At 59.0% G+C, this 16,494-nt stretch carries 13 protein-coding genes; 8 read left to right on the top strand and 5 right to left on the bottom strand.

Annotation, left to right across the window (positions count from 1 at the left end; genetic code table 11):
- Positions 1-1,531: GGDEF domain-containing protein (locus ACESMB_RS08210; protein ID WP_372971297.1), on the top strand; the 1,531-nt coding region annotated here is incomplete at its 5' end.
- A 1-nt stretch (position 1,532) separates the two neighbouring features.
- Here ACESMB_RS08210 and ACESMB_RS08215 read toward each other — a convergent pair.
- A complete protein-coding gene (locus ACESMB_RS08215; RefSeq protein WP_372925910.1) occupies positions 1,533-1,766 on the bottom strand; it encodes a DUF2789 domain-containing protein in 234 nt (77 codons plus the stop codon).
- 183 nt (positions 1,767-1,949) lie between these two features.
- Between ACESMB_RS08215 and ACESMB_RS08220 the strand changes: the two genes are divergently transcribed.
- On the top strand, positions 1,950-4,694 hold the full coding sequence (locus tag ACESMB_RS08220; RefSeq protein ID WP_372971298.1) for an ATP-binding protein: 2,745 nt from the start codon (positions 1,950-1,952) through the stop codon (positions 4,692-4,694).
- A 1-nt stretch (position 4,695) separates the two neighbouring features.
- Here ACESMB_RS08220 and ACESMB_RS08225 read toward each other — a convergent pair whose 3' ends face one another.
- The gene (locus tag ACESMB_RS08225) at positions 4,696-5,058 is read right to left on the bottom strand and encodes a hypothetical protein (protein WP_372925909.1); all 363 of its coding nucleotides are present in this window, start codon (positions 5,056-5,058) and stop codon (positions 4,696-4,698) included.
- A gap of 220 nt (positions 5,059-5,278) precedes the next feature.
- Between ACESMB_RS08225 and ACESMB_RS08230 the strand changes: the two genes are divergently transcribed.
- Together ACESMB_RS08230 and ACESMB_RS08235 are read left to right on the top strand one after the other, a co-directional pair.
- Positions 5,279-5,911 carry a hypothetical protein gene (locus tag ACESMB_RS08230; protein ID WP_372971299.1) on the top strand — a complete coding sequence of 211 codons (633 nt, stop codon included), beginning with the start codon at positions 5,279-5,281 and terminating at the stop codon, positions 5,909-5,911.
- Between the two features lie 15 nt (positions 5,912-5,926).
- Positions 5,927-8,128, top strand: coding sequence for a patatin-like phospholipase family protein (locus ACESMB_RS08235; RefSeq protein WP_372971300.1), 2,202 nt, complete (start codon positions 5,927-5,929; stop codon positions 8,126-8,128).
- Positions 8,129-8,202: 74 nt separating this feature from the next.
- Here the strand turns inward: ACESMB_RS08235 and cls are convergent, their stop codons facing one another.
- Both cls and ACESMB_RS08245 read right to left on the bottom strand, forming a co-directional pair.
- Positions 8,203-9,639, bottom strand: coding sequence for a cardiolipin synthase (gene cls, locus ACESMB_RS08240; protein WP_372971301.1), 1,437 nt, complete (start codon positions 9,637-9,639; stop codon positions 8,203-8,205).
- Complete coding sequence (locus ACESMB_RS08245; RefSeq protein ID WP_372971302.1) at positions 9,636-10,694, bottom strand: AraC family transcriptional regulator; 1,059 nt, start codon at positions 10,692-10,694, stop codon at positions 9,636-9,638. Before ACESMB_RS08245 ends, cls begins: the two co-directional genes overlap by 4 nt.
- 405 nt (positions 10,695-11,099) lie before the next feature.
- Between ACESMB_RS08245 and ACESMB_RS08250 the strand changes: the two genes are divergently transcribed.
- From ACESMB_RS08250 to ACESMB_RS08265, 4 genes are all read left to right on the top strand, one after another.
- A complete protein-coding gene (locus tag ACESMB_RS08250) occupies positions 11,100-11,894 on the top strand; it encodes an alpha/beta fold hydrolase (protein ID WP_372925904.1) in 795 nt (264 codons plus the stop codon).
- A gap of 103 nt (positions 11,895-11,997) precedes the next feature.
- On the top strand, positions 11,998-13,089 hold the full coding sequence (locus ACESMB_RS08255; protein WP_372971303.1) for an SMP-30/gluconolactonase/LRE family protein: 1,092 nt from the start codon (positions 11,998-12,000) through the stop codon (positions 13,087-13,089).
- Entirely contained in the window at positions 13,082-13,558 is a 477-nt protein-coding gene (locus ACESMB_RS08260) for an acyl-CoA thioesterase (RefSeq protein WP_372925902.1), read from the top strand. Before ACESMB_RS08255 ends, ACESMB_RS08260 begins: the two co-directional genes overlap by 8 nt.
- 60 nt (positions 13,559-13,618) lie before the next feature.
- The gene (locus ACESMB_RS08265) at positions 13,619-14,608 is read left to right on the top strand and encodes an NADP-dependent oxidoreductase (RefSeq protein WP_372971304.1); all 990 of its coding nucleotides are present in this window, start codon (positions 13,619-13,621) and stop codon (positions 14,606-14,608) included.
- A 9-nt stretch (positions 14,609-14,617) separates the two neighbouring features.
- On the opposite strand, the gene ACESMB_RS08270 is transcribed toward ACESMB_RS08265, so the two are convergent.
- Entirely contained in the window at positions 14,618-16,465 is a 1,848-nt protein-coding gene (locus tag ACESMB_RS08270; RefSeq protein WP_372971305.1) for a cation:proton antiporter, read from the bottom strand.
- Positions 16,466-16,494 lie beyond the last annotated feature (29 nt).

The raw sequence follows: 16,494 nt of genomic DNA on the forward strand, positions 1-16,494 counted from the left end.
GGACCGTTTGTTGGCCCGCCTGCGCAGTGAATTGCGCAAGGAATCCCCCGATTCCGAGAGCTGGCACAAACTGCAGGACAGAATTGATCGCCAGGTGTCCGCGCTTGATGATCAGAAAGCGGAATCCGCCCGCCGGAACCGGGCGACCTTTGAAAAACTGTTGTCCGGGCTTCGCTCCCACGCCTTGTTTGCCGGCAGCAAGGATCGTCTCCGGAGCCTCGAAAAACGCCTTCGCAAACCGGAAACACTGCAGCTGTACTTTACCGACTGGCTGACGGATCTTGCAGGTGTGCTGGAAAGCGGTCTTGCCGGAACATCAGAGCAGACGGGCAGCCCCGGTGTGTTTGGCAAGCTGTTTGGCCACCGGGAAACCATGGCCCCGATCCCGGAGGCCGGCGATGGGCCCGTCCACGCCGCTCCTGAGGCATCGGAGCTGGACCAGGGGGACGCAGAAGAGTCCGCCCAAAGCCTGAAAATTGCCCGGCGCGTCGGCGAGCTGCTCGGGCACATGCTGGGCCAGGTCTCCCTGGAGCCGGCCTTCGAGGCCAGGGCGAGGCGGCTCCAGGAGTCGCTTCTGAACAGCGATGACTGGGACGAATTGCGCGAGGGGCTCAGCGGCGTCGCGGAGCTGGTGATCGCCGCCGTTACACGCAGCCAGCGAGAGTTTGAAGCCTTTCTCCGGCGCCTGGATGAACGGCTGGAAACGCTGCGACAGTGTTTCTCCGACCAGAGCGCCGCACAGGCCGGTCGCCTGAACGCATCCGAGGCACTGGACCGTGAAATTCGTGATGAGCTGCAGAATTTCGGTGAGCGGGTGGAATCCAGTGCGGATTTTTGCCAGCTGAAGGCGTCGGTGGGGCATCACCTTGAATCCATCAGTGGTGCCGTGGAGCGCTTTCGTACCCAGGAATCGGAACGTGAGAAGAACCTGTCACAACAGCTTGAGCTGATGCACGAGAAACTGGCAGCGGTGGAAGCTCACTCGGAACAGGTGCAGGAGGAGCTTGCAGAAGAACGCCAGAAAGCCCTGAGGGATGTGCTGACCCAGCTACCCAACCGGGAAGCCTGGCAGGAGCGCATGGCGTTCGAGTATCAGCGCTGGCAGCGCTATCGCCAACCGCTGACTGTTGGTGTGCTGGACATAGATTATTTCAAGCGGGTGAACGATTCCTACGGCCATAAGGCCGGTGACCGGGTACTTCAGCTGGTGGCCAAGGCCCTGAGTGACCGACTGAGAACAACAGATTTCATAGCCCGTTTTGGTGGCGAGGAATTTGTTGTGCTGATGCCGGAAACCCCATCGGGTGCTGCCCGTTCTGTTCTTGATGACATGCGCAAACACATCGCGGCGCTGCCTTTCCATTTCCGGGGCGAGCCTGTCTCCGTGACATTCTCAGCCGGGCTTGCCGAGCTTACTGAGGGTGACGATGAAGACGAGGTTTTCGATCGCGCGGACAAGGCCTTGTATCTGGCCAAGGATTCGGGGCGAGACCAGGTGATCATCAGCGGGTCCGGCCCCGCTGAAGGCTGATTCAGTGCCGCATCAGGGCGTCCAGCTCGTCAATGATTTCCGCCCAGTCGGAGTCTTCTTCCAGGCCCTCTTCCAGGAAGTGGGACTGGCTTTCGGACCAGAAGGGCGCATCCTGCAGGGCAATATCTGATGAAAGAGGTGAGTGCTTGGCAATGAAATCTTCAATGCTCTGCTTGTCAGAGGGCATGCCCAGCTGTTCGAACAGGGCGCTGAAAGTGTGCTTGCTGGTGTCCATCGTACTGTTTCTCCCGTTTGTCGAAAATCGCTTGTCTGTTCACGGTAAATCGGGTAACCCGCTGAATGTAATTAAAAGAATTTGCGGGTATGGTTCCCTGAACTGTAGCCAAACCGGCGAGGGTGTCCAGTGAGGGCCGCTTTTTATTTTCTGTTGTTAGCCAGTTGCCTGGTGGTATCCGGCATGTCTGCTGCAGAGCCTCCCCAGCCCTCGCCAGCCCCCGTGCTGGGTAGCGATGACCTGCAATGGCTACAGGACCGGGAAAGCTTTCGTATCGGTATTCGTGGCGCCCAGGTGCCGCTGGCCTTCGACACCGGCGACGGCGAACTGGCAGGGATCTTTGTCGATTACCTCAACCGGATATCAGACAAGCTGGACGTACCGGTTGAAGCGGTGGCGGCCAGCGAGGAGCAGCTGGACGAATGGCTCGGTGATGGCACGCTGGATGCCCGGCTGACTACCCGCCTGGCCCGTCAGCCGGCGCCTTCGGACGTTGCCGTATCGTCGCCACTGATGAGTCTGACCTACGGCATTTTTGTCAATTCCGGTGATGCCGGCATCCGCAAGTTATCGGATCTGGAAGGCGGGCGTATCGCCCTGGTCACCAACGATCCCAATCAGTTTGCCCTGCTGGATCCGGTCGACAGCTTCGATCCGGTGCCTGTCGCCAGTATCAGTGAAGCGGTCAGTATACTGCTTTCCGGCCAGGCTGATGCTTTCCTGGGGCCGGTGCCGGTGGTTTCTGATTACCTGCAGTCGGCCATGGTTAACGGTGTTGGCATGGCCACGCTGCTGAACCGGCAGTCGGTGGATGTGGTGCTTGAAGTGAGCGCGGGGCAGGATCAGACGTACCGGGTTCTCAATCAGGCTGTGCTGGCGATTGACCATAACGAACACCGGACCATACGCCAGTCCTGGCTGCAAACCGAGTTGCCGGAACAGGACGCGTCCGCCATTTCCCTGTCCGCCAGTGAAAGCGAATTTCTCAAGCGCAACTCCGATCTTGAAATGGCATTCCGGCCAGACTGGCCGCCGTTCGAGTTCACCCAGGACGGGCAGCCCACGGGCCTTGTGCCTGACCTGGTCAGCAGGCTGGAAGAACAGCTCAACATTCGCTTCAGCCGTGAAGTCATGTCTGATGGTGCCGGTGCCGAAGGCGCACTGCGCTCCGGGGATATCGATATCCTGCCGGCACTGTCCCGTACCCCCAGGGTCGAGGATGAGTTCCTGTTCAGCCGGGCCTACCTGACGGTTCCTATCGCACTGGCTATTCGCGATGATGGCCGCTTTATCGGTGAGCTGCGGGAATTGAGGAATGAACGTGTGGGGGTGGTGAACCGACAGGCCGGTCACGATTACCTGCTGATCAATCATCCCGATCTTGATCTCTACCCGGTGTCGTCCATTGAAGAGGGGTTGCTGGCGCTCTCCAACGGTGATCTTGATGTGATGGTGACCCATATTCCGGCGGTGAGCTACACGGTGGCGCGGCTGGGCCTGTCAAATCTCAGGATTACCAGTATTACGCCTTACCAGTATGAATTGCGATTCGCCGTCAGCAAGGCGCGGCCAGAGCTGCAGCGCATCCTGAACAAGGCCCTGAGCAGCCTGGATGCTACGGAAACGGAATCTATCTACAACCGCTGGATTCACCTGGATATCGAGCAGGAGACAGACTACACCGTGGTGCGTCGGATCGTACTCATCGCCGTTGTGGTGGTGCTGATCTTCCTGTACTGGAACCGAAAGCTGTCGCGAGAGGTGGATGAGAGAATCCGCTCGGAAAATGCCCTGCGCCGAAGTGAAGATGAGTTGCGGGCGGCAAAACTGGAAGCGGAACGACTCGCCCGTGAAGCCGAGGCAGCCAGCCTGACCAAAAGCGAATTCCTGGCCAATATGTCCCACGAAATCCGCACCCCGATGAACGCGGTGATTGGCTACAGTGATCTGCTCAGCAACACCGTGACCGACCCGCAACAACGCAATTACCTGGACGCAATCCGTGCGGGAAGCCGCAGCCTGCTGATGCTGATCAATGATATTCTCGATCTTTCCCGCCTCGAGGCCGGCAAGATGAGGCTCGAGTATTCCGCGGTTTCGGTGCGACGCCTGCTCAGTGATGTGCGGCACATATTTGATTTGCGGGCCACCGAGCAGGGCATATCACTGGAGGTCAGTGTTGATTCCAGGATGCCCGCGGCCATGATGCTGGATGAAACCCGCCTGCGCCAGGTGCTGTTCAATCTTGTGGGTAATGCCATCAAGTTTACCCACGAAGGCGGGGTGACGGTGCGGGCTACGGCCACACCCCGCAAACCTGCAAACGAGGAGCCTGAAGGGGAAGAGGCTGCCGAGAAACGCAGATGGTATCGGCTGGTAGTGACGGTCGTGGACACTGGCATCGGTATTCCCCCGGATCAACAGGAACAGATTTTCGAGGCCTTTGAGCAACAGGAAGGTCAGAACAGCCGGCGATACGGGGGCACGGGACTGGGCCTTGCCATCAGCCGCAAACTGGTGCGAATGATGGGCGGAGAACTCAAGGTTGAAAGTGAGCCCGGGGCCGGTTCGACCTTTACCGTCAGCCTGCCTCGCGTTGAAGTGACAGAGGAGCAGGCCGAGGAAGAGGGTGCGCCGGAAGAATCAGAACGGCTGCTGGCCCAGACCCTCAGCATGCACGAGCGTGGCTGGCTGCGGGAGCAGTTAGCCAGGGACTTCGGCAACGAATGGGAAACCGTGCGGGAAAGCGGCGACCCGGAACATATGAAGGATTTTGCGATGCGGCTGCTGGACTGGGGCAAACGATTCCGGTCTTCGTCCGTCACCCGCTATGGCGAGAAGCTGCTGGCGGATGTCGAGGCCTTCAACCTGGATTCGGTGAACAGTGCCCTGGAAGCGTTCCCGCGGCTACTGGGCCGGGACCAGTAGGTCAGAGGCAGTCGTACTGGGATTTGCGATCAAACGCGACGGCCACCATGTCGTATCCGGAATCTGACAGGGACTGAATCAGCTCCCGGTCCTTCAGCAGTGCCATGCAGACTTTATGGACGCTGGCCTGCAGCTGCTCTGTGGCCGGGTCAGACTGGAAGCGGAAATCCACAACCAGGTATTTGCGCTCGATATGGGATGATGCGGGTATGTCCTCCCGCTCGACACTCTCGTAACCAATGTAGGTGGCCTGCTGGTCCGGGAATATACCGCTCAGCAGAACATCCAGATTACCGGCTGCCACGGGCTGGGAAGCCAATGCCAGCACAAGGGTGAGTGCGCCGGTGATGCTTCTTATGGTCATGGAGCCACTCCTGTGATGCGAGTCCGCAAAGGTTCGTAAACATATGTAACGTTTGGTTACTGATCATTATCGCAGAGTATTTTCTTTTTTGCGTGATTTATGCACACATTTTTCAATTGTTTGCAGTTTCGGTAACAACCAGGCGGGTGGTCGGCAAGTTTCCGGAGTCGGCCGGGATCAACTAATATGACTATAAACAGATGCAGGTAGAGGCAGGATCATGTTCCAGCTCGTTTTCAAAGGGGAGTGCACGCCGGGTACAGACCCGGCAACAGCCCGCAGCAATGCAAAAAATCTGTTCAAGGCTACCGTGGAACAGGTTGACCGTATGTTCAGTGGTCAGCCAGTGGTCATCCGCAACAAGCTGGAAGAAGTACAGGCTGAGAAATACCGGGCGGTTTTGAAAAAACACGGTATGGTGTCGTACGTGCAGCCAATGGAAGGCGCTGCGACGCCTCAGCCCCCGCGCCCGATGCCCGACGCAGAATCCCGGGCACAGGCGCAACCTGCGCAGGCCGCTAAGCAAACTGAACCAGAGCAGCCTGCGCCCGGGCAGGAGTCTGCTTCCGGCAAACCGTCGTCGTCCGTTGCCGTTGAACCGGGCGATCGCTTGCCGGTGGCGGGAGAAAAAGTTGACACCATCCTGTCCGGATCGGCACTGACTCTGGACCCGGTCGGTGTAACCCTTGAACAACACAGGGAGGCCCCGGCTCCCATGTTCCAGCATCTGGAAGACTGGACGTTGGCGCCTCCAGGCACCGAACTGGGCGTCAAGCGGGACCTCCCGCCAACGGTCGTGCCGGATGTATCCCACCTGTCGCTGGCCGATGAAGACCGCTCGGACGACCGATAAAACACAGGCTGGACCATGTCGGCATTGAGAGTACTGGTTCTGATGATTGCTGTGCTGGCGGGCATGCCAGTGGTGGCAGATGCAGGGAGGCCGAAGGTGGGACTGGTGCTCAGTGGCGGTGGTGCCAAGGGTATGGCCCATGTCGGCGTGCTGCGCGTGCTGGAAGAAATGAACATTCCGGTGGACATCGTCGTGGGTACCAGCGCCGGCTCTGCCGTCGGTGCGCTCTATGCATTGGGTATGACCGTTCACGAAATCGAAGATCGTTTCATCGCTATGGACTGGGTGTCGAGTTTCCGCGATGACCCCGGCCGTACCTACAAGCCCGTCAGGCGAAAACGTCAGGACTGGCGCTTTCCGGTGGCACCGGGGCTTGGCGTCCGTGCCGATGGGCTTCATCTGGGCGGAGGTATTATCGCCGGCCAGAACCTTGGATTCATTCTCAATGAACTTACCCGCAGCGCCTCACTGGTTGAAGACTTTGACAAGCTGGCGATTCCTTTCCGTGCGGTTGCCACGGACCTGGAAACCGGGGAGCAGGTGGTGATCGGCAAAGGCAATCTGTCCGAGGCAATCCGTGCCAGCATGAGCATTCCCGGTGTCTACGCCCCGGTCACGCTGGATGGAAGGTTGCTGGTGGACGGCGGCGTGGCCAACAACCTTCCGGTCAGTGTTGCCAGGGATCTGGGCGCCGAGATCATTATCGCGGTAGACATTACCGACCCGCTGCTGGAGCGGGAAGAAATTCGCGAGGCGTTTTCCGTGGTCGGTCAGCTCACAACCATGATGACACGACAGAATACCGAACTGCAGCTGGAGCTTCTGACTGAACAGGACATACTGATACGGCCGGATCTGGAAGGCCTTTCCTCGGCAGATTTCTATAAGGCGCCCGCACTGTTCGAACTCGGAGCCAGCGGTGCCCGCAAGCATGCCGGCGAGCTGCGTCACCTGAGCGTGAGCGGCGACCAGTGGAACCTTTTCCGGAGCCGTGTGCAGGGACAGTCATCCAGTCCCGGCATGATCACCCGCATCCGTGTTGACGATAAGTCCCGCCTGTCGGGCGATTTCCTGCGCGAGCGGATACGCCAGAAAAGCGGCGAACCGCTGGATGTCGATGCGCTTGAGGAGGACCTCAAGCGCATCTACGGCCTGGGCTATTACGAAACCGTTTCATACTCCCTGGCGCCATCGGAATCTGGTGGCACCGAGCTTGTTATCCGGGCACGTGAAAAGAGCTGGGGGCCAAACTACCTCTCGTTCGGTCTGAACTACGAAGACAACTTCGAGAACGAAACCCGCTTTAACCTGGCGACATCTTTGCGCATGACGGGCCTTAACGCTCTCGGCGGCGAGTGGATCACCGGGCTCCAGCTGGGCACCGAGCCGTGGGGCAGGACCGAGTGGTTCCAACCCCTGGATTACGGGTTCAAGCGCTTCCTGACGGTGGGCGGAGAATATTCCCGGCAGAGCCTGAGTGCGTTTGACGGCGAAGGTGAGCGCATTACCGAGGTGGATATTACCAGTCGTCAGGTGGATCTGGCCATAGGAACCGAGCTGGGGGTCAATGGTGAAATCCGTCTTGAATATGAGCGCGGGTATGCCACTGTTGACGAGCAGGTGGGACAACCGGTGGCACCCTCCGGCTCCAACCAGAGTGGCAGCCTCAGCCTGCGGCTGGTCCATGATTCCCTGGATGACACCTTTCTTCCCGAATCCGGCAGCTATGCGGGTATCCGGGGCCGCATTGAGCGCCCGGGCCTCGGGTCTGACCGCAACTTTGATTCGATACGGGTCATGGCCCTGGGCACGGCAAGCTGGAACAAGACGAGCATCACTGGTCTTCTGTTCGCAAATACCGTGACCCGCGGTGTTGCGGGTATCGAGAATTCGGTATTGCTGGGTGGTTTTCGTCGCTTGTCGGCCTACAGTCAGGGTGAGGTGGCCGGTGAGGACGCGGCCCTTGCCAGTGTCTTCGCCAGACAGGAGTTTGGTGGACCCTTTGTCCCCTGGTTTGCCGGGGTGGGATTCGAATCCGGTAACGCCTGGTCGTCGCTGGGGGATGCGCGCTGGAACAATCTGCTGCATTCTGCCAGCGTGTTTGCCGGGGTGGAGTCGTTTCTGGGGCCGCTTCAGATTGCCACCGCCTACAACAACGAGGACGACTGGAGCGCCTACCTGAGCCTGGGGTTCTCGTTTACCCGCCTGTTTGACTGACCAGTAAATACTCTCACATGCTGACTGTCCGGAAAATGCTCACCCTGAAAGCGGCGGCGCTGCTGTGGCCTTTGTCAGAGTAGCGGTGCCATCAATCGGGTGGTTCGGCAGGCCAGGCGGAACGGAATTGAGCGGTCCCGGTAATCCCGCTCCGTCATCAGGCGGCAACTGGCCAGATCCCGCTCCAGCATTGCCCCGACGCCGTCAACAAAATCACCGGCGGTGCTGATGGCAGTGATCTCGAAGTTCAGACGCATGGATCGATTGTCCAGATTGGCCGTGCCCACGGCTGCATAGCGGTGATCCACCAGCACCATTTTCTGGTGCATGAAGCCGGGCTGGTACCGATAGATACCGATGTCTGCCCGGCAGGCCTGAACCAGGTAGGAATAGGCAGCAAGCCCGATCAGCCGGCTGTCGGACTTCTCCGGAATGATGATGCGCACGTCCACACCCCGGAGTGCCGCCAGTTGCAGGGCATTCATGATCTGGAAGTCGGGCACGAAATAGGGCGAGGCAATCCAGATCCGTTTACGGGCATTGTTGATGCAGTTGAGGAAAAACAGTGTGCAGGTTTCGTAGGTGTCTGCCGGCCCGGTTGGCAGAATCAGCACCTCCTGATCACCGCGTGCAGGCAGGGTGGGCGTCCAGTTGAGCGTGGGAAATTCCTCGCTGGCCCAGTTCCAGTCTTCCAGCCAGGCCAGTTGCAGGCCGGTTACTGCCGGCCCGGTAATGCGGCAGTGGCTGTCGCGCCAGGGCTCTTCGTCCATGGCGGTACCCAGGTACTCATCGCCAAGGTTAATGCCCCCGACAAATCCGACTTCGCCATCGCAGACCAGCAGTTTGCGGTGGTTGCGGAAATTAACCTGCAGCCGCATGCGGCGCAGATTGCCATCCCCGAAGGAAGCCACGTTGGCGCCGGCCGCGGCCAGTTCCCTGAGGTATTTGCGGGGTAACCAGACGCTGCCGATATCGTCATAGAGAAACCAGACTTCCACGCCCTGGGCGAGTTTGCGCTTCAGAATCGACTTTATGCGCTGGCCGATCTTGTCGGAACGGACAATATAGAACTCCAGCAGTATATAGCGCCGGGCGTTTTCCATGGCATCAAACAGGGCTTCGAATGTGGCCTCTCCGTCCTTGAGCAAATCACACTGGTTGCCTTTGGTGAAGGGCTGTCGGCCCAGTTTGCAGAGCACCTGGAGTTCATCATGGAAGTGGTCATGGTCACGCGGGGTGATAGCGGTGGTCTGCTGTTCGAAGCGGGTCACCAGATCGGTCAGTGCCGCATCTCCGGTTCGCCGCGCCCTGATATAGCCTCCGAAGCGGTTACGCCCGAACAGCAGAAACATGGGAACGGCAATGTAGGGCAGGCCGATCAGCGCCAGTACCCAGGCAAGTGCACCCTGGGCTGTTCGATAGGTCATCAGTATCCGGTAAATACAGATGGCTGCGGTCAGGTACAGCAGCCCGATGCTGACAGCCAGCCAGGAAATGTCCGCCACACTCATCCTGTCGATGCCCCGGACTCATTGGGCTGGTGGCGTGCCCGGTACTGGGCCGGTGCCATCCCGGTCCAGCGTTTAAAGGCCCGGCTGAAAGCGCTGAGTTCCGAGAAGCCCAGCAGGAAAGCGATTTCGCCCAGGGCATAATGATCGGCTGCAACGTAGCGCAGGGCCTTGTCCTTGCGAACCTCTTCTACCAGTTCGTGGAAGCCCAGGCCTTCTTTCTTCAGGCGTCGATACAGGGTCTGGCGACTCATATGACACTGTTTTGCCAGGGTGTCGGCATCGATGCGTTCGGTGGCCATCTGGCGGGAAATCAGTCGCCGGATCTTGCGGCCGAAAGTACGCCGGCCCTGAAGACGGGCCAGCAGCGAATTGACCTGTTTGAGTACGGCTGAATACACATAGGGATTGCGATGGAGGATCGGGTGTCCCAGGTGCCGGCTGTTGAAGGCAAGGCGGGTGGTGCCAGAACCGAAGTAGACACGCCCGCCCAGCAGGCGCTGGTATTCCCCTGCATAGGAGGGTTCGGGATGGGCAATCTCGGCCCACTCGGCAACGATGGAAGAATGAATGAAGTGCCGGGTTCGGCACAGGGCAGCGGCCAGTGTGCGGTCCATATCCTGGCGACAATAATGTCCGGGCGAATCCGCCTGCCAGGTAAGGATGGCCTGGCAGGCGGACTGTTCGAAACTCAGAGCGACTGATTCGTTGATCAGCCTGTGCAGGCGGACATACTGCGTGACTGCCTCGCCCAGGGTGTCGCAGTTGAAGAAAACATGGCCAACCAGCCCCATTCGGTCAGGGTCGATCACCTGTCCGGCGTGGAGTCCGATAGCGGGGTCGCCGGTGATCTGCTCGGCGTGTTCCCAGAGACGGTAGTGATTTTCAGCGGGGATGCGTAGATCCGGATCAGTCAGTTCATCGCGGCGGAACCCGGTTATCTTCTCTACTGAAGGCAGATCCAGCACCCCCTGCAGGTCCAGATAGTGGACCAGTGCGAGAGTGCTTGAGGCTGCAACCAGTGGCGATGTGGTGGCTTCTGCCTGGGGAGCGTTCACGGTAACCTTTGTCTGATGATTAACAGGAATTCATTGAAGCTGATACAAAATGTCAAGCCTGTGGGACACCCTGTCAATGGGTTATCACGGTAACAACGATAGCATTAAGTTACTGAGGATTATCACCCGGACAGATTGAATCAGGAGGTGTTTTCATGGAACTGGAAATTTTTGTGCCCCATAACGAGCTTGAGCGTTCGAACATTGCCGCTCTGGCTGAATACCTGAACAGCATGTATTACTGCTGATCGAAAGATTATCAAGTGAATGACCTGATGCCGGGGGAAACCCCGGCTTTTTTGTTTCCGGGTTCTGTCCTCCCCACTCCAGGACCCCTTTCCCCTTGTGCCTGTTTCCACCGATGGTAATGTAGTCGGTTTACCGGTGTAACAGGAGTCCTTGTCAATGAGTGTTGAACTCAATTACCGCGTTACCGGCGAAGGCTCGCCGCTGATTTTGCTGCATGGTCTGTTCGGCTCGCTGGAAAACCTGGGTGGTATCAGTCGCCGGTTGCAGGACCAGTGGCAGGTCCATGCGCTGGACCAGCGAAACCATGGCAGCTCGCCCCATACCGATACCATGGACTACCCCGCCATGGCAGACGATGTGCTGGCGTACATGGATGCTCGTGGCCTGGAAAAGGCAAGCATCCTGGGCCACTCCATGGGTGGCAAGACCGCAATGCAGGTGGCACTCCGGGCACCGCAACGTGTTGAGCGGATCATTGTTGCCGACATCGCACCGGTGACCTATCACCCGCGTCATGATGTTGTACTGGAAGGACTTAAAGCCATGGACCTGGGCTTGATCCGTTCGCGCCAGGATGCAGACAGAGCGCTGGCAGAGTATGTTGAAGAGCCCGGTGTCAGGCAATTCCTGCTGAAAAACCTGGTGCGGGTAGCCGATGATGATGACCGGAGCGATCATCCCGGGCTTTATCGCTGGCGGCTGAATCTGCCGGTGATCGAACAGTGTTATCCGAAGCTTGCTGAAGCGCCGGAAGGTGACGGCCCCTTCGAAGGCCCGGTGTTATTCATCAAGGGCGCGGACTCCGCCTATATCCAGGAGAAACATCGCGACGACATCCGTCGGCTGTTTCCTGATGCCGACTTGCGGATCATCAATGGTACGGGGCACTGGCTGCATGCCGAAAAGCCCGACAGCTTCGCTGCGCTTTGTCGCCGCTTCCTGACGGATTAATCCACGGGAGCCAGCGGGCACAGCTGATAGCACTCCCAGTTCAGCCCGGGGCGGGTGTCTGATAAGGTGACGAAATTGTATCTGACAGGAACAGGCATCATCTATGAAGTGGCTTCTGGGAGCTTTGCTGATCGGTTTTCTGATGTTGGGCAGTTTTCTGTTGTCGCCGTCGCCAATAAACAGCCAGTCCTGGAAAGCTCCTTCGCCCCAGCCCCTGACAGGCAAGCTGGCCCCGAATGAGCGCCTGCGCCTGGCAGACCTGCTGGCCAGGGGGGAGGTGTACGGGCCGGAAGATATCACCGTGGATGATGAAGGCGTGCTCTACACCGGTACCCAGGACGGATGGATTGTCCGGGTCTGGCCGGATGGCCGTGTCGAGAAGTGGCTGGAGACCGGCGGGCGCCCTCTGGGCATGGTCTTTGACCGTCATGGTAATCTTATTGTTGCCGATTCCTGGAAAGGCCTGTTGTCCATTGCCCCTGACAAGTCTGTCACCCTGCTGACCCGGGAGGCAGAGGGCCTGCCCTTCCGCTTTACCGATGACGTTGATATTGCCCCGGACGGACGGATCTATTTTACCGACGCCAGCTCCCGCTTTCGTCAGCCCGATTACCTGCTGGACCTCCTGGAAATGCGACCTCACGCGCGCCTGCTGCGTTACGATCCAGAGACCCGCAAAACCGAGGTACTGCTGGGCAACCTGCACTTTGCCAATGGTGTGGCAGTGTCTCCCGGTGGCGAGTACGTGCTGGTCAACGAAACCTGGAAGTATCGCATCCTCAAGTACTGGATAGGCGGCCGCAATCCCGGCCAGGCAGAGGTGTTTGCCGACAATCTGCCCGGGTTTCCCGACAACCTGGCAGTGGACGATGAGGGGCGTTACTGGGTAGCCTTTCCGACCCTGAGGAATCCCCAGGTTGATGCCATGCATCGTCAGCCCTGGCTCAAGGACCTGCTGGCAAAGTTGCCGGACTATTTTCTGCCGGCACCCCAGGAGTACGGGCTGGTGGTAGCGCTGGACGAGCAGGCAAGGGTGCTTACCAGCCTTCATGACACCCGCGGTACCCATTTGCAGGAAATTACCTCGGTCAACCCCCACGATGGTTACCTCTACTTTGGTTCACTTCACAACGACCGTATCGGCCGGTTAGCGTTATCGGCCATTCCTGGCCTGGGAGACAATAGCGATGACTGACGGAAATGCGATGAGCTGGGACCTCCCCGAGCCGTTCACCATGTCGATTGACGTGCGCGATGAGGATACCGACAGGCTGGGCCACGCCAACAATGTGGTGTATGTGCGCTGGCTGGAGGAAATCAGCTGGGAGCATATCGACAGCCTGGGGATGACCTGGGCGCTGCATGAAAAAACCGGCAAGGCCATGGCGATTACCCGTACCGAAATTGATTATCTGGCTGCCGCCAACGCCGGCGACCGGCTGGTGCTGGCCACCTGGCTGACCGGGTTTGACGGCCGCCTCCGCTCAGCACGCCAGTTCCAGCTGGTGCGCAAATCCGACGGTAAAACGCTGGTGCGGGCGTTATCCACCCATGCCTGTGTCAGCATGAAGAGCCAGCGGCCTTCGCGCATGCCGCCTGAATTTGCTGAAATCCTCGGCAATGCGATGGTGCCGGGTGGCCGTGGCTTTGATACCACGGGCTGAAGTTTCTGCTAGTCTGAACAAATGATTCTGTCCTGTCCCTGAAGCTGTCTGGAGAACATCATGGAAAATACCGCCGAGTCCAAAGCAGGCAATGCCATGCGCCACGTAGTCTATGACCGCTTTGGCGATGCCGACGTACTCCGGGTCGAATCCGCGACAATCCCGGAGCCGGGTGCGGATGAAGTGCTATTCAGGGTGTCCGGCGCCGGGCTGAATCCCATTGACTGGAAAACCCGCAAGGGCCTGGGTTTCGTCGCGAAGCAGATCGGGGATCAGCTGCCATGGACCCCGGGTTTCGACGCCGCCGGTGAAGTAATTGCCGTTGGTAGCGACGTAACCACACTGGTGCCGGGTGACCGAGTCATGGGAATGGTGGGCTTTCCCGCCAGTGGTGGTGGCTATTCGGAGTACGTTGTTGCCCGTGCCGATGAACTGGCAATTGTCCCGGAAGAGCTGGACCTGGTCACCGCCGGCGCCTTGCCGCTGGCCGCTCTGACTGCCTGGCAGGCGCTGTTTGAAGTGGCGGAACTGGAGGCGGGCCAGAAAGTACTGATTCATGCCGGCGCCGGTGGCGTAGGCCATTTTGCCGTTCAGTTTGCGCTGGAGCGGGGCGCCCATGTGATCGCCACGGCCTCTGCCGGCAATCGTGATTTTCTCGCCGCCTTCGGTGTCCATGAAGTGATTGATTACCACACCACCGACGTGGTGGACGAATGCTACGGCCTGGATGTGGTTCTGGACCTGGTAGGTGGCGAGGCTGGCAAGCGCTCCCTGCACACCCTCAGTGAGCATGGAGTACTGGTGACCATTCCCACGGTCACGGCGGACGAAATCATCACCGCAGCGGAAGCCCTGGGGCTAAGGGCCCATGGTATGACTGTCCGCCCCGACGTCTTCCATCTTGAAGAGATTGCCGAACTGATTGAGGACGGCGATGTGCGGGTCCATATCGACGAGACCTTTACGCTGGATCAGGTGGCAGAGGCTCACCGATTGCTCGAGGGCGGGCACGTCAGAGGCAAGCTGGCGCTTGACTGCCGTACCCGCTAATCTCCCGGCTCAGGCAGGAGCGGGCTGGGGGGCTTCACCGGTATCCCGCTCCTTGCGTTCCTTTCTGGCCTGGGGCGGTACCAGGCTGACCAGGGTCCAGTCTTTTTCAGGCTTGATGTTATCCATGCGTTTCACTGGCGTGATGTGTTCGCGATGGTCCAGAACAAACAGCACCAGGGCCTGGCGATCGTACTTTTCCAGGAAGTCGTTAAACGTGAATTCTTCACTGAGCTGGGTGGTTTTCACCGAATACCCCTGGCTGGCCAGGCTGGCGAGCTTGGCATAGCTCACGCCGCCAAACAGGCCCCGGGTCATCTGGATTTTCTCGGCCGTCTGATGCCTCGCCTTCTGATCCTGGTCCCCTTCCGCCAGTGTCAGCACCGAATCCTTGCCGAACCAGTCCAGGAAGTGATAAGTCGCCAGCGAGTTCATGTGTTTGTAGGGGGATATCACCAGCAGATTGCCAATGCCCGTCAGGTCAAGATGGGTGGAGGCGTGCTCGGACACCGGGTTGCCAAAATACACCTGCAGTTCCTCCATCCGCGCCTGCTTGACGTTTTCCCAGTTGGTATCTGCCAGGGTGACCGGCACCCCCAGTTTTTTCAGCGCCACGCCGATTTTCCGAGCCACCGGATTGGCGCCCAGAATCAGGAAACCATACTCCGCCGGTTCTGCCACTTTGAGCAGCTTGGCCAGCGGTCGTGCGGTGAGGCTCTGCAGGGTGACGGTGGCAATGATTAACATGAACACCAAGGGCACCAGCGCGCCGGCACTCTCGTAGCCCAGGTTCTGCAACTGGAAGGCAAACAGCGCTGAAACAGCGGCAGCCACGATGCCCCTGGGGGCGATCCAGCTCAGGAACAGCTTGTCCCGCCAGTTGAGGCTGGTGCCGATGGCAGACAGGAATATGCTTAAGGGGCGAGCCACCAGCATCAGCAGTGCCAGCACGGCGACCAGGCCCCAGCCAAGTTCGGCAATGGCTGCAAACTCGACCCGTGCGGCCAGGATAATGAAGAGGGCGGATATCAGCAGCACACTCAGGGATTCCTTGAATTCCAGAATGGCGTCGATGGGCACCTGTTTCATGTTGGCCATCCAGATGCCCATTACGGTCACCGTCAGCAGGCCGGACTCATGGGCCAGTTCGTTGGACAGCGCGTAGACTCCGAGCATGAACGTCAGGGTGCCCGCATTGTGCAGGTACTGGGGTAGCAGATGCTTGCGCAGGGCTATGCCGTTAAGCCAGCCCGCTACTGCGCCAAGCATTAAACCCACGGCCAGGGTTTTCCCGAAGATATACAGGGAATGACCGAACACATTACCCTGGCCCCAGGATACGATGCCTTCAAACACCAGAACCGCCAGCAGGGCACCTACCGGGTCAATGATGATGCCTTCCCAGCGCAGGATGTTGGCGAGTTTGGCGTCTGGCCGCACCGACCTCAGCAGAGGGGCGATAACCGTCGGGCCGGTAACGATCGAAATGGCGCCGAACAGCAGCGCTACCTCCCAGGACACATCCAGAATCCAGCGTGCCGCCAGAGTGCCGATAAAACAGGTGACGATGGAGCCGACGGGTATCAGGTTGCGAACCATCTTGCCGTGGCCACGAATCTCCTCGTAGCGCAGGGTCAGGCTGCCCTCGAACAGGATAATAGCCACCGCCAGGGAGATGACCGGGAACAACAGATCGCCAAAAACTTCTTCCGGGTTGAGGAAGCCGAGTAAAGGGCCTGCCGCGATACCACCGGCCAGCAGAAACAGGATCGCCGGCATGCGAACGCGCCAGGCAAGCCATTGGCAGAACAGGGAAAGCACACCGATACATGCAAGTAGAAAGACAGTGCTGACGGTCATAGTGGAGTCAGTTCCGTTGAGTCAAGGGG

Origin of the sequence: Marinobacter sp., assembly GCF_041686475.1 — a bacterium.
GTDB lineage: Bacteria > Pseudomonadota > Gammaproteobacteria > Pseudomonadales > Oleiphilaceae > Marinobacter.